Source organism: Exilispira thermophila (genome assembly GCF_055389015.1).
Genome location: NZ_AP042476.1, coordinates 916,640 through 937,081, shown reverse-complemented (window position 1 = coordinate 937,081; position 20,442 = coordinate 916,640). Strand labels below are relative to the sequence as shown.

Here is a 20,442-nt window from a genome sequence, read left to right as displayed (position 1 = left end):
GATGTTAAATAATTTGTAATTTAATTTGCAATATTTATAAATATCTTAATTAAATAAAATAAAAAATTAAATAATATGATAATTAATTTAATAATCTAAAAAAACAATTAAAATTGGGTATTAAATCTTAAATCACCTGATTCAAACCATCTAATATCATTTATTTCATATTTCATCATAGCAAGTCTATTTAAACCAAGACCAAAAGCAAATCCTGACCATTTGTCAGGGTCTATTCCACTTTGCTTTAATACATTGGGATGAATAAGTCCACATGGCAAAAGTTCAACCCAACCAACATTTTTACAAACAGGGCACCCTTTTCCCCCACATATTAAACATTGAATATCTAATTCAAATCCAGGTTCTACAAATGGGAAAAATCCTGGTCTTAATCTAATGTTTATATCTTTTTTAAATATTTCAGATAACAAAGTTTTCATAAAATAAATTAGATGAGCAACTGATATATCTTTGTCTATCATAATACCTTCTACTTGATAGAATGTATTTTCATGGGAAGCATCAATAGCTTCATATCTAAAAACTCTTCCTGGAGAAATTCCTTTTAAAGGGGGTGTAAATTTTTCCATTGCTCTAATTTGAACAGCTGAAGTATGAGTTCTTAAAAGCATATTATTTTTGAGCCAGATAGTATCCTGCATATCCCTTGCAGGATGTGTTTCAGGAATATTTAATGCTGTAAAATTATGATATTCATCTTCTGCTTGTGGTCCATCAAAAACAGAAAAACCAAGTTTATGAAAAATATCAACAATTTCATAAGCTGTTTTATATATTAAAGACATATGGCCTTTAAAGTTGCTTTTTTTATTATATGGCATTGTTATGTCTAGCCATTCTGATTTAAGTTTTTGATTTATTTTTTCTGTTATTAAAATTTTTTGTTGTGCTTTAATAAATGTATCAATATCATTTTTTAATTCATTTATAAGTTTTCCAAACAATTTTTTTTCTTCTGCAGAAACTGATTTTAATTGTTTATAAAGATCAGCAATAACACCTTTTTTCCCTAAAAAAGTTATTTTTAAGTTATTTAAATTTGTTTCATTTAATAATTTTTCTTTTTCATTTAAAAACTTTTCTTTTTCTTTTAGAAATTTTTCTTTGATTTGATTAATCTTTTTTTCCATAAGAGTTTTCCTGTTTTTTGAGTAATATAATTATATTATAAAAAAAATCAATTATGATTATAGTAAAATAATTTATATTTCTTTAAGAGATAAGCAAAAATAATTAAATTTAATTTGATGTGTTTTAAAATTAAATATTTTTTTAAAAATTTAAATTATAACTATTTTATTTTTTTTAAAAAGTGTTAAAATACATTTAGTAAAAAAAATAGAATGTACTTATTCTTGTGTAATTTTATAATATTATATACTTATACAGTAGGGAATATTTAATGAAATTTAAATTTAAAAAGTATATTTCAGTTTTCATTATTACAATAATTTTTATTTTTGTTTTAAATATTGTTATTCAAGCTCAAGAAATAAAATATTTTCAATTAAGGGATAAACGAGATCCATTTAAATTTTATAATCAAATAAATGAATACGATTTATATAATTATTTTTTTTATTATAAAGTTTTTTATGATGATTCAAATAGAATAACCAGATTTGAATACTATTCAGAGGATCAATTAAAATTTTACAGTGAATATATATGGACAGATTTAAACCACTGTACTGTTAAATTTTATAAGTTTAAAATTAGTCCAGCTAATGGAAAAGGTTTTTTTGCACTAATTTATTCATATGAAGTTGAGTTACTTGATGGAAAAATAAAACAATATATTTTATATAAAGCTGATGAATTTGGAACAGTTGTAAAAATAGGAAAATCTGTATTTAGTTATCCTAATCCAGTTACTGTAGTAATAGAAAATTATTTCAATAATATGTTTATAGGTAAAATAGTGATCTTTTTTAAGGAAAATGAGAGAATTCAAGAAAGATTGTATAATAGTAATAATAAAATGATAAGAGTTAATATTTTTAAAAATAATTTACTATACCAGTATAAAATATACAAATATTCTTCTGATGGAAGTTTACTTGAGGTTAAAACATTTGATAATAAAGGGAAACCTGTAAATTAAATTAATAAATAAATATCTATAATTAGTTATAGATATAAAATAAATAAATTAAATAAATAGAAAAAATAATAGAAAAAAATAAATAGAAATTAAAAAGACAAAATATATAATATTAATAAAAATCTATAAAAGATAAATTTAAAAGTATCAATTTAATAAAAAATAGAAAATTAAACTTATTTAAGAATATGTTATAAGGGGTATATTTATGTCTATTATAATTAAAAAAGTTGAAACTTTAAAAGATTTGAAAAAATTTATAAAATTCCCATTTGAACTTTATAAAGATCATCCTTATTGGGTTCCACCTCTAATTAGTGATGAATTGAATACTTTGAGAAAAGATAAAAACCCAGCATTTAAATATTGTGAAGCAGAATATTTTTTAGCATATAAAAATGGGAAAATTGCTGGTAGAATTGCTGGCATAATAAATCATAAATATATAGAAAAATGGAAAAACAAATATGCAAGATTTGGATGGATAGATTTTATAAATGATTTAGAAGTAGTTAAAGCTCTAATTGGTGCTGTTGAACGATGGGCTAAAGAAAAAGGGATGGAAGGTATTCATGGTCCATTAGGATTTACTGATTTAGATTATGAAGGAATGTTAGTAGAAGGTTATAATGAATTAGCTACTATTGCAACTATATATAACTACGATTACTATCCAAAATTAATTGAAAAACTTGATTTTGTTAAAGATGTTGATTGGGTTGAATATAATATTAAAACTCCAGAAAAAATTCCCGAAAGAATTGAAAGAGTTGCAAAGGTTGTTGAACACAGAACAAAAGTAAGAGTTTTTACTGCTAAAAACCCAAAAGAACTGTTAAAATATGCAAAAGAATTATTTGAAGTTATAGATATTGCTTATCATGATCTGTATGGTACAGTGCCATTAACTCCTAAACAGGTAGATATGTATGTAAAAGCATATTTTCCAAATGTTGATCCTGATTTTGTAAAATTAGCTCTAGATGAAAATGATCGTGTAATTGGTTTTATAATAGCAATACCTTCTCTTTCAAGAGCTTTTCAAAAAGCTAAAGGTAAATTATTTCCTTTTGGTTTTATTCATATTTTAAAAGCATTAAAAAAACCAAGATATATAGATCTTCTTTTAGGAGCTGTAAGACCTGAATATATGGGTAAAGGGGTTGATGTACTAATGATGTATGATATCGCAAGAACAGCAATTAAAAGAAATATTATTTCTGCTGAATCTAATCCTGAATTAGAAACAAATGCAAGAGTACAGGGACACTGGAAATATTTTAATGCAAGACAACATAAAAGAAGAAGAGTATATTTAAAAAAATTTATATAAACTATTTTTATTTAATTTAGCTTATTTATTTTATTGTTTTTAACCTGTGTATTTAATTTTATTTATATATTTATTTTACCAGTATATTTACTTTTGATTAATTAAAAAGGGAATAATATGAAAGATATATTTTCTAAGAAAATAATTTTTACTGATTCTTTAGAAAAAATTCCTGTAGGGAACATTTATTGTATAGGAAGAAATTATGCTAAACATATAGAAGAGTTGCATTCAGAAAATTTAGGAGAACCTGTTGTATTTTCTAAATATGATAATTGTGTAGTTCAGGGAGACAGCCAAATTGAATATCCATCTTTTACAAAAAATTTACACCATGAAGTAGAATTGGTTGTTGTTATAGGGAAAATGGGAAAAAATATTAGACAGGAAGATGCTAATAAATACATTTATGGCGCTGCTATTGGACTAGATTTAACTTTAAGAGATGTACAACAAAATGCAAAGAAAAATGGAACTCCATGGTTAATATGTAAAGCTTTTGATAATTCCTTTCCCATATCTAAAATTTATAAAATAAGTGATCTTAACAAATTACATAATATTGAGTTATTTTTAGAAAAAAATGGGAAGATTGTTCAAAAAGGAAATACCAAAAATATGATATTCAAAATTCAATATTTAATTTCATATCTTTCTAAATATTTTACTCTTAATTTTGGTGATATGATAATGACAGGAACACCCGAGGGGGTTGGACCTATTAATAAAGGTGATAAATTAGTGTTTGGGGGTTCTTTTACTGAAAAAGTTACTGTTAATATAATTTAATCCTTTTATATTTGTTAATTAAAATCAAAATAATTACTTATATAATATAAGTTTATGTATATTTTAAATTGTAATATTTTTTATACTAATAAGGTAATTCAAGAAAGAAAAAACATAAAAAAATGAGAAATTATAAAGAAATACTAACTGGAATCTGGAATATTATAAAATCACATACTCCTGATTTAATTGAACATACTCAAAAAAGAGTCTCCAAAAAAAAGTTTAAGTTTAATTTTAATAATATTGTTGTTTCTATAAAAAATAAGAAACAGGACAATTTAAATATTTTCAGATATGATATTAAAAAAGATGATTTTGAATACAATGATATAGTATTAAACATTCATAAAAATTATTATGATAAATTTAATTATGTTAATTCTGATAATCTAAATCTTCCTTTTAAAATACTACTTGGATCTAAAGAGGATTCTATTGGTATTTTCATTAATAATGTTAAACATTCAAAAATTATTGGACTTGGAGAAAAATTTTCAGGGATAATTAGAGATAATAAGGTTTTTGAAAATTATACTCAGGATCAATATTTCCATACTTTTTATACTGATAAATTGTATTCAGCACAGAATATTTTTTATATAGTTGGAAAAAACTATTTTTCTTTAATTTACCTGAATTTTCCCGGTAAAGTTATATATGATTTTAAAAAAACTGATAAAAATCTTATTGCAATAGAATGTTTTGGTAAAAATATCATAATGGATGTAATTATTTCAAACAATTTTCAAAATCTGGTTCAATATCTCTATAAAATAATTGAAATAAAAGATATCTTTCCTTTATTTATATTTGGTAATTCTTTTTCAAGATGGGGAATTGAAAATATTAAAGAGTTAGAAAATATTATTAAAAACTTTAATGAAAGTGATATCCCAATTGATAATATTTTTTTAGATATTGATTATATGGATAATTATAAATTGTTCACTATTGATAATGATAGATTTAAAAATCTTGATCAATTTATATTAGAAAAAAATAAAGATAATTTATATTTTATTCCGATTATGGATGTTGGAATCAAGATTGAAGAGGGATATCATATTTATAACGAATTTAAAAATGAAAACTTATTGGTAAAGAAAGAAAATGGAGAAATTTTTAAAGGTAGTGTTTGGCCTGGATCTAGCGTTTTTCCAGATTTTTTAAATAAAAAAGCTTTTAATAAATGGAAAGAGGTTTATAAAAGTTTTCTTTTAAATAACAATTTTTCAGGATTCTGGAATGATATGAATGAACCATCTGTTTTCGATACGAATACAGGTACTTTTACTAATGATGTTGTTTTTTGTTTAAACGAAGGTAATAAAAAGAATTTAGAACATATTAATAATATAGATAACAACAATAATTTAAATAACAATGTAAATAATAAAAATAGTTTAGATAAAAATAATATCGTAAATAATAATAATTTAAATAAGAATGACAATACAGATAATATTAAAAATAATCGTAACAACTTAAATAATACAAATTTAACAATTAATAATATATGCTATAAAGATATAGAAATACACAATATATATTCCTATTTACAGAATAAAGCTTCATATCAAGCTTTTATTGAAGCTAAAAAAAGACCTTTAATAATTTCCAGAGCAGATTATACATTTTCTGGAAAATATTCAGGAACATGGACTGGAGATAATACAGCTAACTATAAAAATTTAAAAATAGGATATTCACAAATTATTAACTACAATATTATTGGGATGCCTTTTTGTGGGACTGATATAGGTGGGTTTATAGGTGATCCTGATGATAAATTGATTGTAAAATGGTATAAAAATTCAATTTTTCATCCTTTGTTTAGAAATCATTCTTCAAAATTTTCAAAAAGAAGGGAACCTTATCTATTTAAAGAAAAAACAAAAAAACAATTAAGAATTTTGAGTTTAATTAGAACAAAGTTTAGTTTATTAATATATAATCAATTCTTTAAAATGATTGAAGAAAATATCCCCCCAATAAAACCTGTTTTTTATTATTATCAGGATTATGATCTATTTTCTAATGATTATCAATTGTTTATTGACAAAAATGTAATGCATATTCTTGATTACAAAAAGAAAGAATTAGGGAAAATTAAAGCTTATTTTCCTGAAGGTTTATGGGTAAATTATTTTACAACTGAAAAAATAAATTCAAAAGGGGAATACATTAACATTTATTCTAATTGGGGATTACCTGATATCTGGGTAAAAATACCTTCTATATTTGTTACTTCAAATTTTAGAAATAGAGTTATGAAAAATATTTTTCCAATAATTGAAATTTTTCCAGATGAAAAAATATTTTCTTATGAATTTTTTGAAGATGATTTTATTAGTCTTGAATATAAAAATGGAATTTTCAATAGATATAAAGTTGATGCAAAGATAAACATATATATAGATAAATCTTTATTAAATATTTATTTAAATTTGAATAAAAATATCAAATTTAATTCAAATTTTAATTATCTAACTTTTAAAATAAATTTAAATCATATTGAATGGATTTTAGAAAATAAATTTTATGATAACATTGATCTGATTTTAAAATTTTTAGAAAATTATAAAATTAAAATTATATTAAATGGGAAAGAAATCCATTTAAATAAAACCATTCCTCAAAAAGAATTTAATGATTTTATTGAACCTGATTTTGAAAATATAAAAGTAGAAGATACATTTTATTTTGCTAATAAAGAAAAAGATTGTATTTATGTTTTCATGAAAAATGATTAATAAAATTCTTGGTTTAAATAATGGAGCAAAAAATGGAAAAAATACATGCTATATTATTATTAAAAGAGGATTATTTAGATAATTATATCAAGTATCTGGATAAACGATTTGAGAATTTTGATTCTTTAATAAATTTCAATAAAAAAATTATTTTTTATTTTAAAAAAACTGAAGCTATTTTAGAAAATTCAACTTATCTTAAAAATATCGAAAATTCATTTGAAATAGAAAATGTAAATGATTTTTTTGTGAAATTGGAGAAGTATTTTAAAGAGAATAATTATAATGAGGACAAACTTGAATCAACTTTTATTTTTCTTAATTATTATGAAGATATATTTTTAGATTTTAATTTAAATAAAAAGATATTATTAGAATCTTTGAAATATGATATTGAATATTATTATGGTGAAGGTTTTCCTGATGGTATAATTGGACAGGTTTTAAGAGCAAACACAATTTCTGAAATTATCCCTTTAATAAAATCTAATGATAATTTTGAAAAAAATTTTATCTTTTCTATTCTTCTTAGAAATATAAGTTTTTTTGATATTGATTTAATAGAGGGGGAGCAAGAACCAGAGATATTCAGATATTCATTAAAACTAAATAAAAAAGAAGATATAGATTTAATCGATAATGTTATTAAAATTAGTGTATTTTCAAATATCAATGAATTAGTGAAGAATAAAGATTCAAAGACTGATTTAGATAAACAGAAAAATAATTCTATAAAAAAAATTGATACTAGGATAATTAGCAAAAAGGTAGATAAAAATTTTATAAATGAAAATTTAGATAAAATATTAAATATTGATTATAAAATAATTAATGTAATTTTAAAAAATAATCCTGAATTAATTAGAACATATCCTAAAACTATTTTTCTTGAAATCTCTTCACAATATTCATCAGATTTAATATACTTACCTTCTAGAGATATGATAGAAAGAAGTAAAAAATATTTAACTTTAAATGATATAACTCAATTGTATGATAGTAATAATTATTTTTTTAAAGATTCAATTATTATACTAGAAGGGTTTGGAGAACCATTTGCAAATAGTGAAATAATAGATATTATTAATTTTCTGAGTGAAAAAAATAAAGTCATTATTAAAACGACAGGTAGTTTTTTTAATAGCGATTTTACAAAAAAATTAAATAATTTTAAAAATGTAACTGTAATTATTTTGCTGGATGCTTCAAATGAAGAAACTTATAAAATTGTAGGTCATAATGAAAATTTTAAAAAAGTTGAAACTTTTACAAAATACTTTTTAGAAAAATATCCTGATAATTTTTTTATAGAATTTACAAGAATGAAAGAAAATGATACTGATATTGAACAATTTTATGAAAAGTGGAAAAAATATGAATCAAATATTATTTTCAGAAAATACAATGACTATTCAGGAATTCTTAAAGATAGAGAAGTAGCTGACCTCACTCCTGTTAATCGTTTTCCATGTTTTCATTTAAGAAGAGATTTTTATATACTATCAGATGGAAAAGTTGCAATTTGTAAATCAGATTTTAATGGTCAAATGTTAAAAGAAAATGTTTTTGAAAAAGATTGCTATGAAATATTTAAAAATTATAATAATTTATATTTAGATCATATAAATAAAAAATATCCTGAAATATGTAAGAAATGTAATGAGTTCTATACCTTCAATTTTTAAAAAAATACATTTTTCTAAAATTAACATTATAAACAAAAAAAATGATGAAAAAGTTTTTTTAGCAATTATACTTGTAAATTATAAACAAATAGATTTTAAAACTTATATAAGTAATTTATATAAGTTTTTAAACAACCTTTCCAGTCAATCTTTTAAAATATATTTTATAGATTTTAGTAATAAAATTGATTATGATTCTTATTTTAGAGATGAATTTAAAAACCTTGAAATTTTTTTATTTAAAGAAAAAGTTGATCTTTTAAATCTTTTATTTTTTATTTCAAATGAAATTGACTCAGATTTTATATTTTATATTAATACAGATTATACTCTTGAAAATATAGATGTACTTGAGATTTTAAAACTTTTTACAGATAAAAATGTTGGTGGAATAACTTTTGGAGTTTATAGGGGAGAAAATTATTTACAAAATTATAGATATATATTTAAAAAGTATAATAATAGTGAAAATTCTAACAAAAAAAAATTTTCAAAAAAAATAGATACAATTATAGAACTGGAAATAGCTAAAGAATTTTCTATAACTTTATTTCCTCTTGATGAGATTTTTATTATTAAAAGTGATTTAATAAAACTTTTAACAAGAAATTATTATAAAATTTATAATTTATTATTAAAGAGGAATGATAATGATATTATATCAAAATTAGAACTTGGACTTGTTTTTATCTTAAATAATTTTTATTTTATTGTTAATCCTTACTATCATGCAAAATATAATGGAAAAATACAATTAATTAATAAAATTAATATAAAAAGTAAAGAATATTTACTTAATATATTAAATTATATTTATTTCGAAAAACCTGATTTTTTAAATTTGTTTAGTTTAATGTTAAGAATGTTATTTGTTGGATTTTCGATAAAAGATATTTTTAGATTTAAAAAGCTTTTTTTGAATAGCAAAATAATAGAATCATCAAAAAATATTGAAAAAACTGAATTTTTAAATAAACTTATCAATATTTTTGAAAATTATTAACCTCCTGAATTGCAAATTAATTATTTATTTAGATTCTATTTATTTTTCCGATTATTAATAAAAAATAGGAAAATATTAAATAATGAAGATTTTATTAGTCCTTCAAGCTAGAGTTAATTCAAAAAGGTATAAAGCAAAAATATTTAAAGAGTTTGGTTCTCAAACTCTTGTAGAGTATATACAAAAAAGATTTTTATTATTAACAAACTATATAGATCATTTTGTTTTAGCAATCCCTTATAATGAATCAAAGTATTTTGAAGATAAAATTATAAACCCTTTTAAAATTATTGAAGGTCCTGAATATAATTTATTGCAGAGATTTTATATTGCCTTTTCAAAATATAATCCTGATATAATAATAAGAGCAACTTCAGATAATCCCTATTTTTCAATTTTTCATATTAAACAGGGTTTAAAACTTTATAAAAAATTCAAATATGATTATCTATATGCTAAAAATCTTCCTCTTGGAACACAGGTTGAGATAATAAAAAGAGAAGCTTTTATTAAATGTTATAAAGAAAGTTTTAAAAATTATCATTTTGAGCATGTTACTCCTTACATTTATGAAAATCCTGACTTATTTAATATTCTAAAAATTGATTATCCTGAATATTCAGAAATTAAAGATTTAAGACTAACATTTGATGAAAAAAAAGATTATATATTATTAAAAAAAATTGGTGAAATAACAAATTATTCTTTAAATGTTGACCTTAAAACAATTAAAGAAATATATACCAAAAATAAAAAATTGTTCGAAATTAATAAAAATGTAAAACAAAAATCATATTTTGAAGTTGAAAAAGATGAAGATAGCATTTATCACAGGATTTGGTAAAAGATATGGCTCTGGTCATCTTGTAAGAATTAAAAATTTTAAAAAAAAATTAGAATTAAATGGATATAAAAGCAACATCTTTATAATTAATAAAAATAAAGATATTCTTGATTTAGATTTAGAAAATTATGATTTAATAATCAAAGATTCAAGAGATTCTAGTAAAAAGATATTTAAAAAGCTCCAAAATTATCCATTAATTGTATTAGATGACTATTTCAAATTTAAAGAAAAAAAATATTTGTACATTTTAAATGCTATCCCATCACTAAAGAGGTATGGAAATACAAATAATATAAAATATTTGATTTCAAATAAAGAATCAAACAATAATGAAAAAGATAACATTAATTTTAATAAAAGAAATAATGAAAAAATACTTATAACTTTTGGTTTATTGGACCCTTATAATTTATCAATTAAATTTGCTAATTTTATCAATTCATGCTCTGAAAAAGATATTTTCAAGATATTTAATATTAATTCTTTTAAACAAATTGTATTTATACTTCCAGAACGAATTTATAACAACTATCAAATTAAAGAAAATTTAAAAAAAATTCAAATATTTAATAAATTTACAGTAAAAAAAAATATTGAAAACTTTTCCAAATATTTAGAAACATTTGAATTTATAATTACTCATTTTGGTTTAACTTTGTTTGAATCTTTATCAATTGGGAAAAAAATAATATTAGTTAATCCTACAAGATATCATAACAGGTTAGCAATCAAATATTTTAATGATATTAATGCAGGGCTAATAAAAAAAATTAAAGTAGAATATTTTTACAAAATTGTTAATTTTTACAAAACAAAAAATTTTAAAGATAAGATAGATGATAAAAATCAAGAAAAGGAAAATTTTAGAAAAATATATTTTACAGGAGATAATTTGGTGACCTCTTTAATCAAAACTTTTGAAAAAAAATATATTAATAAATCTGAAATTATTTGCCCAATTTGTTTAAGTAATAAAATAGCAACATTAGAAAGAAAGGAAAAATTTAACCTTTATAAATGTAAGAAATGTGGAGTAATATTTAAATATGATTTCATAGAAGAAAGTGAAAAATTAAAAGAAAGGTATAGCAACCCATCTTATTTTAAAAGTGAATATGAAAAAAATTATGGTAAAACATATATAGATGATAGAAAAAATATTCTAAAAATAAATAATAAACGAATTGAAATTTTAGATAAAATATTTTTAAAAAAGTTTTTAAATCAAAAGAATATTATTCAAATACTTGATATTGGAAGTGCATATGGATTTTTTTTAGAAGATATTGAAAATTATATCAATTATAATTATATTAATAAAAAATTTAATGATAAAAGAATTGTTTGTGAAGGAATAGAACTTAATGTTGAAGGAAAATCAATTTCTAATAAAAAAGGGTTCCATATTTATAATAATGATTTTTTAATAGCTAATTTAAACAAAAAATATGATTTAATAACTTCCTGGTTTACAATTGAACATATAGAAAATATAAATGCTGTTTTTTCCAAAGTTCATAAATTACTTAATAAAAATGGAATTTTTTCTTTTTCTATTCCTTCAATAAATGGACCGACTTACAAATTTAATAAGAATAAATATTTAGAAACAAGACCTGAAGATCACTATTTTGATTTTACAAAAAAATCTATAAAAATGCTTCTTAAGAAACATGGATTTAAATTACTAAAATTAGAAATTCAAAATCCTCATTTTGAACGTTTTAAAAAAAATAAAAAAATTCTTTCTTTTATTATTGGTAAAAAAGTATATACTTTTCTTGCAAAGAAATTAAAATTTTCAGACACTATTGAAGTTTATGCAAAAAAAATTTAACTTTTGTAGATTAATAACAAGGTCATTTGCTTCTAAAAGTTTAAAATCAATAATTATAATATCACTTTTTATATTTTTGTTTTTTTATTCAAACCTGTTTACTGTTATTTATGCAGAAAATAATGATGATATGGTAGATCATTATTTTTCATTATCAAAAATACAAAGTGATTTTCAAATTAGTTTAAATTTTAATATTTTTGAAAATATTTTAGAACTAAATAGAAAAAGTACTATATTAAAAATTTATATTAATAAGAATATTGCAATCTATAATTACAAAATATTTAATAGTAAAGTGCCAATAATTAAAACTTATAATAACAAAATATATATTCTGGATTATTTTATTTATAAATTTTATAATTCTTTTTTTATTGCAAGTAAGAATAGTGATTTTTATAAAAATTATTTTACGAATTTTAATTTTAAATATGATGCAAATATAATTCTTGGTCAAGAATATGAAAATAAGAATACATTAGAAAATAATCTTATAAAAACAGATAAAGGTAGTTCTGGGAATATTGAAGTTTCAGATAAGAATAATAATACTACAAATCTTATTGGTTATGCTAAAAAAGAAATCATTGAATATAGAAAGATTAAATATATAATTTTAGATCCAGGACATGGTGGTAAAGATCCAGGTGCAATATATAATGGAATTAAAGAAAAAGATGTTAATTTATATGTTGCTAAAAAATTACAAAATTACCTTTCTCATAGATTTCCTGGATTAAATGTTGTTATGACAAGATCTGAGGATAAATATATTTCTTTAGAACAAAGAGTAAAAATTGCAAATAAATATAATACTCAAAATTATACTGGGCTATTTATTTCAATACATGCAAATGCATCTCCATTTTCAAAAAAAGCTAATGGATTAGAAATTTATTACCTTGATTATAATCTGGTTGATGAAAAAATTAAAAATCTTGTAAAATATGAAAATAAAGATATCGATAATTCTACAATTGGGACAATAATAAACAGATTGTTAAATGAAGAGCTAATATATGAATCAAAAAAAATTGCTTCATATATTTTTCAAAATTATAAAAAACAAAAAAATCCAATAAATGCAAAATCTATTTATGGTGCTCCATTTTATGTTTTAGCTTATACTTCAATACCTTCAATATTGATAGAATTAGGGTATTTATCAAATGAAAAAGATGCAAAAAATATTCTTTCAAAATATTTTTTAGATAGTTTATTTAAAGCAATAGAAAAAGGGATAAAGGAATATATAAATGAATATAATAAAACGAAAGGTTTTAAAGATATTAAAAAATAAAAATATTATATATATTATTTTAGTTGTTGTTTTAATTATTGGACTTTTATTATTATTAAAACATGAATCTAATTTTATAACACTACCTTTTTATTATGTTAACTATGATAAAAAGATTGATTATGAATATCAATCTGTACCTAAAAGTTATAATTTCGATAAATTATTTTATTATTATTTTTCAGGTGGTAGAAATAGAAAAAAATTTCCTCTTTATTTTATTGATTCAAAATTTATAAATAATTATTATATAAAAAATAAAACTCTATGCATAAGTTTAAATGATTCTGGATATGAAGAGTTTAAAAAAATACCTGAAGATATTAAAAACAAAATTTGTGAAGCAATATTGATGACTTTTAATAAAAGTAAAAAAATTTCTCTTGACAATTTAAGCATAATATATAATACTTATATGGAATTGTATAATTTTAGTTTAAAAAAGTAAAGAAATTATTAAATTATTTGAATAAAAAGGATTTATTTTTAACAATTTAATTAACGATATAAAAAATATATTATATATACATAAGTTAAATCTTAATAATTTAAAATTACTACAAAAAAAGTATAGATTTAAATAAAAAAAGTTGTAAATATATATATGAATTTATTATATTTTAATAAATTTCATAATATTAAAAACCGATAAAAAAAAAAATTAAAGGAGAATTTTATGAAGAAATGGATTTCCATTCTAGCTGTTTTATTGCTTTTTGCAAGTGTTAGTGCATTTGCTGAGCGTCAAGTTTTAATTGATTTTAATTCTTTAGATAATACTGACTTAGATATTATTAAAATTGCTGGACCTAATGCTTTTTCATCTATTGGTGCTGAAGAAAAAAAAGATTTACTTGTAAATCTTTCACCTGAAAACTGGGAAGTTCAATTATCTCCATCAGCAAGAACAATTGAAAATATTGTTAATTCATATTGTAAAACTGTTAAAGTTGCTGGTGGTAAATATAAGGATCAAAATGTTTTAGGCGCTAGAATTCATTTTCCAACAGGAAGATATAGTGCCTGGGCTAAAATTATGCCTCCATATGAAATACCATCGTATGAACCAGCTGATGAAAATGATAAAATTGGTAACAAGTATGTTAATAAAGGTGTATTAAGAAATGTTGGTCCTATTAAAACAATTATGGTAACTGTTTATGGAAGAAATTTTCCACATTCATTATCTTTAAGATTAAAAAACCAGAACGATGAATATATTGACTGGTTTGTTGGCTATTTAAATTTTACCGGATGGTTAACTTTTAGAATTGATAACCCAAATTATATTCCAGATGCTAGAAAAAGAGCATTAAAAAAATATCCTTTATATCCACAAGAAGAACCTTATATAAAATTAGATTCTTTTATTATTTATAAATATGCTGATAACCCAGGTGGTGATTTTATTATTTACATAAAATCAGTTGAATTAATTTATGACCTTGCAATATTAAAAACTACTGAAGATATTAATGATGAAGAGGTTTGGGGTATTTTAGCAGCTAGAAGAGAAGCTAAAAAGAGAGCTGAAGCAGCAAGAGTAGGTGTTATTCAATTATTAAGATTTGAAGAAAAGAAAAAAATAGCAACTGAAAAGGCTACAGATCAAACTAATAATGGACAATAAGTTAATAATAATTAATAATAAGAATAAGAAAAGGGGCTGTCTCAAGTTTAGAGGCAGCTCTTTTTTTATTTCTTGACGAAATATAATTTGACTGTAAATTTTTAATATAGGAGTTAAAAATGGGAATAAATTATTTTGATTTAATTATATTAGTAATTATTATTTCTTTTTCTATTTCATCACTATTAAGAGGCTTTATAAAAGAGTTTTTTAGTTTATTTGATAATATTTTAGCCATTATATTTACCTTATTAACAATGGATTATTTTACTAAATTTTTAATATCAAAGATTGGTAATTTTAAATATATTCAAATTATATCCTTTATATTGATGTATTTTGTTTTTTTATTAATTTTCAAATTAATATTACATCCTTTAGAAAATGCTATTAACAATATTGTTGAGGAATCACAAATAAATGGTATAAATAAACTATTAGGATTTTTATTTGGGTTAACAAAGGCTATTTTAATTATTGTATTGATTGTAATTTTTTATCAAAAGTATTTTTATAATATTAATCTTGGAAATTTTAATGAAACCATAAATAATTCTATTACCTACAAAGTTGTTAAAATTTCATTTTTCAAAATAAAAATGGTAGCTAATTTTCTTAAATAATTAGAAAATATAAAAAATTAATATGGAACACTTGCAATGAGATTAAAAGAAAAATATCTAAAAAGATTTAAAGAAATTGTTGATAAATTAAATTTAAATCAAAGTGCTATTGAACAAATAGAAAAAAATTATTATTTACCTATTATCAGTTATATTTTCGAAGATGAGATTATTTTCAAAGAAAAAAATTTATTGGTTTACAAGAAAGGTAATTTAATTGGATTTAAACTTAATGATTTTTTAATTAAATTAATAATAAGTAATGTTTTAGATGAACCTAAAAAATCATTAGTTATCCCTTTTTCACTTGATGAAGGGGAAGAATTGCTTATAAATCTTATGGAGGAACAAAAAGGTATTTATGATTTTATTGATATTGTTTTTTCTAAATTAAGTGAAAAAGAAAAAAAAGTTCTATATAAAAATATTGATAAATTGGATGATGATATAAAATATTATGTATTAAGAAATTATCCTTTACTAACAAGGATTAATGGGATCTTAGACGATGTTATAATGAAAATTCTTGAAAAGATGACAAATAATGAAATTGTTACTTTGATGTTAATGATGGATATTCCAGATAGAAAGAAAATATTAAGAAATATTTCAAAAGGTAGAAAAAAAATTATACTGGAAGAACTTTCCTACATTCATTATTTTAGAAAAAGTGAAAGACAAAGAGTAAAAAATAAATTTTTTAAACTACTTAAACAATTCATGGTAGTTGAGGAATTAAAATAATTCAAAGTTATGTATATCAAAATATTTTTTTTATTTTTTATAGAAAAACTAAAGGTTGTTATAAGTGAATAAACATACAATAGATATATTAGAATTTAATAAAATTATTGAATCTATATCTAAATATTGTTTTACTGATATAGGTAAACAAAAGGTAATAAATTATAATTTCTATTTTAACAAAAAAGAAATAAATGAAGAATTATCCAAAATTGAAGAAATTTATCAAAATTTAAAAGATCAAAAAAAGATAACTTTTGAGCAAGTTGAAAAAATTGATAAAATTTTTGAAAATCTAAAAAGTTCTGGTTTTATCAATTCTTTTCAGATATTAAGATTAAACAAAATTTTAAAACTTTATGAAAAATTTAAAAATTTTTTTAAACTTAATAATGAGAATTATCCATATTTTGCAAATATTTTCCAGTTTGATGAAGATTTCAAAAATATAATAAATAAAATTGAAAATTCTATTTCAGAAAATGGTGAAATTTTGGATTCTGCTTCTCACGAAATTCGATCTATTCGAAAGCAAATAAAAACTTTAACAAATAAAGTATTTGAGAAATTAAACAATTTTACAAAATCTAATAAATTTAAGGATATTTTAGCTGATAATAATTATGTTATTAAAGATGGAAAATATCTTTTGCCAATTAAACCTCATAAGAAAAAAGAAATCCCTGGTATAGTTCAAGAAATTTCAGCAACAGGAAAAACTATATTTTTAGAACCATTTGAAATAATTGAATTAAATAATAAAATCTTACTTGAAAAAGCAAAGGAAAATGAAGAAATTTATAAAATACTAAAGAATTTTTCAGATTTTTTTTTAGAAAACATAAAGGTTATAGAAGATTTTTTAAAGGTTTATTATGAACTTGATTGTTATAATGCTAAAGCTGTATTTTTTTACATAAATAAATATTCAAGACCTATATTAAGTGAAATAAAAGAAATTAAGTTAAACGACTTTTATCACCCATTTCTAAAAAATCCAGTTAAAAACAATTTAAAAATTGAAAAAGAAAAACCAATTTTAATTATTTCTGGACCTAATACTGGAGGTAAGACTGTTACTTTAAAAGCAATTGGAATAATTTTTCTTTTAGCTAAAGCTGGTTTATTTATTCCAGCATCTGATAATTCTACAATTCCAGTAGTGAGAGAGATTTTTGTTGATATTGGTGATGAGCAATCTATTGATAATTCGTTATCTACTTTTTCCTCTCATTTACAAAATTTAAAAATTATAACTGAAAATGCTGATGAAAATGATCTTGTTATAATAGACGAAATAGGTACAGGAACTTCTCCTGAAGAAGGTGAAGCTTTATCATGTGCTATTATAGAAAGACTTATTGAAAAAGGACCAATTTCAATTATCTCTTCCCATTTTACAAAAGTTAAATTGTTATCAACTAAATTTAAAGAAATTAAAAATGGTGCCATGCAATTTGATCTTAAAAATTTAAATCCATTATATAAGCTTGTTCTTGATATCCCTGGTGCTTCATATGCTTTTTATATATCTAAAAAACTTGGATTGGATGATAGATTAATTGAAAAAGCTAAAAATTATATATCAAGAGATCGTAATATTGATGATATAGTTATTGAATTACAAAATAAATTATCAAATTTAAATTTAGAAATTATTGAGTATAATAAAAAAAAAGTTGAACTTGATAAACTAAAATTAGAATTGGAAGAAAGAATAAAACAATATAATAAAACTAAAAATGAAATAAAAAAGGAATTTTCTGAAAAAATTAATCAAGAAGTGAAAGATTTAAAGAAAATTGTAGAAAGACGAATATCTATTTTAAAAAAAGGGGGATATGATTTAAATAAATCCAGGGAATTAAGCGAGATAATTAATATTAAAAAAAATAAACTGGAAAAAGAACTAAAATATGATATTTTACCAGAAGAAAATGAAAAGTATAATTTTCAAATTGGTGATAAAGTATTGGTAAAATCTATTAAAAAAAATGGAAAAATACTCGAAATTAAAAAGAACAGGATTAAGGTTTCTGTTGATAATATAACACTGGTTATTGAACCTAAATATCTTGAAAAATTAGAAAATTTTGAAAAACCTGAAAATACATATTCTTTTTATGCAAAGGGAATTTCAAAAAAAATATTAGATAGTATTGATATTAGAGGTAAAACCAGTATTGAAGCAAAAGATTTACTAGATGATTTTTTTGATTCAATTGTTTTTACTAATTTTGAAAAAATATATATTATCCATGGTAAAGGTGAAGGGAAACTTCAGGAGTTTGTTCATGATTATTTAAGTGAAAACCCTTTTGTAAAATCATTCAATTTTGCTTTACCTGAGGAGGGAGGAACTGGATGCACAGTAGTTTATCTAAAATTATAGAATTTAATGAAGATGTTATTGAAAGAGATTTACCTGAATCAAGAATAATTAGCCTTTTAAAAAGTATTTCATCAAAAGATTGGTTTGATGCAATAAAACTTGGAACAGAAGTAGAGAGTAATGATTTTGATCAGATTAAATTGGTAAGAGAAATTTTTAAAGATAAAATAATAAAATTGAAAATAGGTGGAGCAGGAGCTAAAAATGATATAAAAAAAGCTTTTGAGTTAAATCTTAATGGATTGATCTTACCTATGGCTGAAACCGCTTATGCTGTGGAAAATTTTTTAAATAATTATTTTTACTTTAACAATAAGTTTAATAAAAAAATGTTTTTAGCTATGAACCTTGAAACAATAACAACTGTTGAAAACCTTATAGAAATAAAAAAATTTTTTGAATATTTTAGTGCTGTAACTATTGGAAGATCTGATTTATCAGCTTCAATGCATGTAAATGTAGATTCAGATGAAGTTGATAATGTTATTCAGAAAATATTTAAATTTTTTGAAGATGAGAAAATTTCTTTGAAAATCTCTATAGGTGGTAAAATTACACCAAATTCTTCCTATAAATTATATGAAAAGTATAAATCTGATTTTATTAATACAAAATATGTTTATGTTAAGCGAACTGAAAATATTTCCTTTAATGTAAATGAAGCATTGATTTTTGAAATATTGCTTTATAAATTATTTTATAAAAAAGAACTTGTAACAAAAGAGGATTATAAGCTTTTTGTTGAAAATAACATTAAAAGGATACATGCTTAAAGAGAGGGAAAAATGGGGAAATTTAACAAATTTAATTTTAACAAAAATAAAAAAAATAAAAAAAGTAAAAATAAGAATAAAAATTATAATAATAACAATAGAAATAACAAAAGTAATGCAAATAATTACGGAAAATATTATAACTACTCAAGTAACAAAAATAATCATCAGGAAAATAGTAAAAATAAAATATATAAAAATTTTATTCCTAAAAATAATAAATATGTTCAAAAGGATAAAAAGGAGACTCAAACACAGGAAAGTTTTAAAGAATTTAAAGTCTGCTCTTTATGTAAAAAGAAAATTATTGATGATACTACCTCCTTTTATATTGAAGATGAAGATAGATACTTATGTTTTGATTGTGCAATAAAAGAAATTAAAAATAAATTTAACATCTCTTCAAAAAACAAAATTATTTATCTGGGTTCTGGTACATTTGGAGAAATAAGAGAAATTAAATCTGAAAACACTTTTGTCATTTTAAGAAGAATTCAATTAGTAAAACCAAAATATGAAAAATTTACTTCAAGTTATTTGCAAAATACTAAAATCGAAGAATATAATGACAAAGATTCAGAATAAAAATAATATAATAT

The 20,442-nt window shown here is 21.1% G+C and carries 17 protein-coding genes; 16 read left to right on the top strand and 1 reads right to left on the bottom strand.

Annotation, left to right across the window (positions count from 1 at the left end; all coding sequences use genetic code 11):
• Nucleotides 1-107: 107 nt before the first annotated feature.
• Nucleotides 108-1,154 carry a phenylalanine--tRNA ligase subunit alpha gene (gene pheS / locus ACZ5EC_RS04045; protein ID WP_464303681.1) on the bottom strand — a complete coding sequence of 349 codons (1,047 nt, stop codon included), beginning with the start codon at nt 1,152-1,154 and terminating at the stop codon, nt 108-110.
• Nucleotides 1,155-1,426: 272 nt separating this feature from the next.
• Here pheS and ACZ5EC_RS04040 point away from each other — a divergent pair, with 272 nt between their 5' ends.
• From ACZ5EC_RS04040 to ACZ5EC_RS03965, 16 genes are all read left to right on the top strand, one after another.
• On the top strand, nt 1,427-2,128 hold the full coding sequence (locus tag ACZ5EC_RS04040; RefSeq protein WP_464303680.1) for a hypothetical protein: 702 nt from the start codon (nt 1,427-1,429) through the stop codon (nt 2,126-2,128).
• Nucleotides 2,129-2,336: 208 nt separating this feature from the next.
• Nucleotides 2,337-3,461, top strand: a complete 1,125-nt coding sequence (locus ACZ5EC_RS04035) for a GNAT family N-acetyltransferase (protein WP_464303679.1) — start codon at nt 2,337-2,339, stop codon at nt 3,459-3,461.
• A 117-nt stretch (nt 3,462-3,578) separates the two neighbouring features.
• Nucleotides 3,579-4,250: a fumarylacetoacetate hydrolase family protein gene (locus tag ACZ5EC_RS04030; protein WP_464303678.1), complete on the top strand. Its 672-nt coding sequence runs from the start codon at nt 3,579-3,581 to the stop codon at nt 4,248-4,250.
• Between the two features lie 122 nt (nt 4,251-4,372).
• Nucleotides 4,373-7,006, top strand: a complete 2,634-nt coding sequence (locus tag ACZ5EC_RS04025; RefSeq protein ID WP_464303677.1) for a TIM-barrel domain-containing protein — start codon at nt 4,373-4,375, stop codon at nt 7,004-7,006.
• A 32-nt stretch (nt 7,007-7,038) separates the two neighbouring features.
• Nucleotides 7,039-8,691 carry a radical SAM/SPASM domain-containing protein gene (locus ACZ5EC_RS04020; protein WP_464303676.1) on the top strand — a complete coding sequence of 551 codons (1,653 nt, stop codon included), beginning with the start codon at nt 7,039-7,041 and terminating at the stop codon, nt 8,689-8,691.
• The gene (locus ACZ5EC_RS04015) at nt 8,666-9,694 is read left to right on the top strand and encodes a hypothetical protein (RefSeq protein WP_464303675.1); all 1,029 of its coding nucleotides are present in this window, start codon (nt 8,666-8,668) and stop codon (nt 9,692-9,694) included. Before ACZ5EC_RS04020 ends, ACZ5EC_RS04015 begins: the two co-directional genes overlap by 26 nt.
• A gap of 82 nt (nt 9,695-9,776) precedes the next feature.
• A complete protein-coding gene (locus tag ACZ5EC_RS04010; RefSeq protein WP_464303674.1) occupies nt 9,777-10,538 on the top strand; it encodes a cytidylyltransferase domain-containing protein in 762 nt (253 codons plus the stop codon).
• A complete protein-coding gene (locus tag ACZ5EC_RS04005) occupies nt 10,507-12,378 on the top strand; it encodes a class I SAM-dependent methyltransferase (protein ID WP_464303673.1) in 1,872 nt (623 codons plus the stop codon). Before ACZ5EC_RS04010 ends, ACZ5EC_RS04005 begins: the two co-directional genes overlap by 32 nt.
• Nucleotides 12,362-13,681, top strand: a complete 1,320-nt coding sequence (locus tag ACZ5EC_RS04000) for an N-acetylmuramoyl-L-alanine amidase family protein (protein ID WP_464303672.1) — start codon at nt 12,362-12,364, stop codon at nt 13,679-13,681. Before ACZ5EC_RS04005 ends, ACZ5EC_RS04000 begins: the two co-directional genes overlap by 17 nt.
• Nucleotides 13,638-14,129: a hypothetical protein gene (locus tag ACZ5EC_RS03995; RefSeq protein WP_464303671.1), complete on the top strand. Its 492-nt coding sequence runs from the start codon at nt 13,638-13,640 to the stop codon at nt 14,127-14,129. Before ACZ5EC_RS04000 ends, ACZ5EC_RS03995 begins: the two co-directional genes overlap by 44 nt.
• A 228-nt stretch (nt 14,130-14,357) precedes the next feature.
• Nucleotides 14,358-15,311, top strand: a complete 954-nt coding sequence (locus ACZ5EC_RS03990; protein WP_464303670.1) for a flagellar filament outer layer protein FlaA — start codon at nt 14,358-14,360, stop codon at nt 15,309-15,311.
• Between the two features lie 119 nt (nt 15,312-15,430).
• On the top strand, nt 15,431-15,934 hold the full coding sequence (locus ACZ5EC_RS03985; protein ID WP_464303669.1) for a CvpA family protein: 504 nt from the start codon (nt 15,431-15,433) through the stop codon (nt 15,932-15,934).
• 36 nt (nt 15,935-15,970) lie between these two features.
• Entirely contained in the window at nt 15,971-16,678 is a 708-nt protein-coding gene (locus ACZ5EC_RS03980; RefSeq protein WP_464303668.1) for a FliG C-terminal domain-containing protein, read from the top strand.
• 64 nt (nt 16,679-16,742) lie between these two features.
• Nucleotides 16,743-19,070 carry an endonuclease MutS2 gene (locus ACZ5EC_RS03975; RefSeq protein ID WP_464303667.1) on the top strand — a complete coding sequence of 776 codons (2,328 nt, stop codon included), beginning with the start codon at nt 16,743-16,745 and terminating at the stop codon, nt 19,068-19,070.
• Nucleotides 19,043-19,843 carry an aldolase/citrate lyase family protein gene (locus ACZ5EC_RS03970; RefSeq protein ID WP_464303666.1) on the top strand — a complete coding sequence of 267 codons (801 nt, stop codon included), beginning with the start codon at nt 19,043-19,045 and terminating at the stop codon, nt 19,841-19,843. Before ACZ5EC_RS03975 ends, ACZ5EC_RS03970 begins: the two co-directional genes overlap by 28 nt.
• A 12-nt stretch (nt 19,844-19,855) precedes the next feature.
• On the top strand, nt 19,856-20,428 hold the full coding sequence (locus ACZ5EC_RS03965; RefSeq protein ID WP_464303665.1) for a hypothetical protein: 573 nt from the start codon (nt 19,856-19,858) through the stop codon (nt 20,426-20,428).
• The last annotated feature ends 14 nt before the right edge of the window (nt 20,429-20,442 follow it).

Excerpts from the sequence above, each read along its gene's own strand:
- pheS (WP_464303681.1), bottom strand. The coding sequence starts at position 1,154 with ATGGAAAAAAAGATTAATCAAATCAAAGAAAAATTTCTAAAAGAAAAA.
- ACZ5EC_RS04040 (WP_464303680.1), top strand. The coding sequence starts at position 1,427 with ATGAAATTTAAATTTAAAAAGTATATTTCAGTTTTCATTATTACAATA.
- ACZ5EC_RS04035 (WP_464303679.1), top strand. The coding sequence starts at position 2,337 with ATGTCTATTATAATTAAAAAAGTTGAAACTTTAAAAGATTTGAAAAAA.
- ACZ5EC_RS04030 (WP_464303678.1), top strand. The coding sequence starts at position 3,579 with ATGAAAGATATATTTTCTAAGAAAATAATTTTTACTGATTCTTTAGAA.
- ACZ5EC_RS04025 (WP_464303677.1), top strand. The coding sequence starts at position 4,373 with ATGAGAAATTATAAAGAAATACTAACTGGAATCTGGAATATTATAAAA.
- ACZ5EC_RS04020 (WP_464303676.1), top strand. The coding sequence starts at position 7,039 with ATGGAAAAAATACATGCTATATTATTATTAAAAGAGGATTATTTAGAT.
- ACZ5EC_RS04015 (WP_464303675.1), top strand. The coding sequence starts at position 8,666 with ATGAGTTCTATACCTTCAATTTTTAAAAAAATACATTTTTCTAAAATT.
- ACZ5EC_RS04010 (WP_464303674.1), top strand. The coding sequence starts at position 9,777 with ATGAAGATTTTATTAGTCCTTCAAGCTAGAGTTAATTCAAAAAGGTAT.
- ACZ5EC_RS04005 (WP_464303673.1), top strand. The coding sequence starts at position 10,507 with ATGAAGATAGCATTTATCACAGGATTTGGTAAAAGATATGGCTCTGGT.
- ACZ5EC_RS04000 (WP_464303672.1), top strand. The coding sequence starts at position 12,362 with ATGCAAAAAAAATTTAACTTTTGTAGATTAATAACAAGGTCATTTGCT.
- ACZ5EC_RS03995 (WP_464303671.1), top strand. The coding sequence starts at position 13,638 with ATGAATATAATAAAACGAAAGGTTTTAAAGATATTAAAAAATAAAAAT.
- ACZ5EC_RS03990 (WP_464303670.1), top strand. The coding sequence starts at position 14,358 with ATGAAGAAATGGATTTCCATTCTAGCTGTTTTATTGCTTTTTGCAAGT.
- ACZ5EC_RS03985 (WP_464303669.1), top strand. The coding sequence starts at position 15,431 with ATGGGAATAAATTATTTTGATTTAATTATATTAGTAATTATTATTTCT.
- ACZ5EC_RS03980 (WP_464303668.1), top strand. The coding sequence starts at position 15,971 with ATGAGATTAAAAGAAAAATATCTAAAAAGATTTAAAGAAATTGTTGAT.
- ACZ5EC_RS03970 (WP_464303666.1), top strand. The coding sequence starts at position 19,043 with ATGCACAGTAGTTTATCTAAAATTATAGAATTTAATGAAGATGTTATT.
- ACZ5EC_RS03965 (WP_464303665.1), top strand. The coding sequence starts at position 19,856 with ATGGGGAAATTTAACAAATTTAATTTTAACAAAAATAAAAAAAATAAA.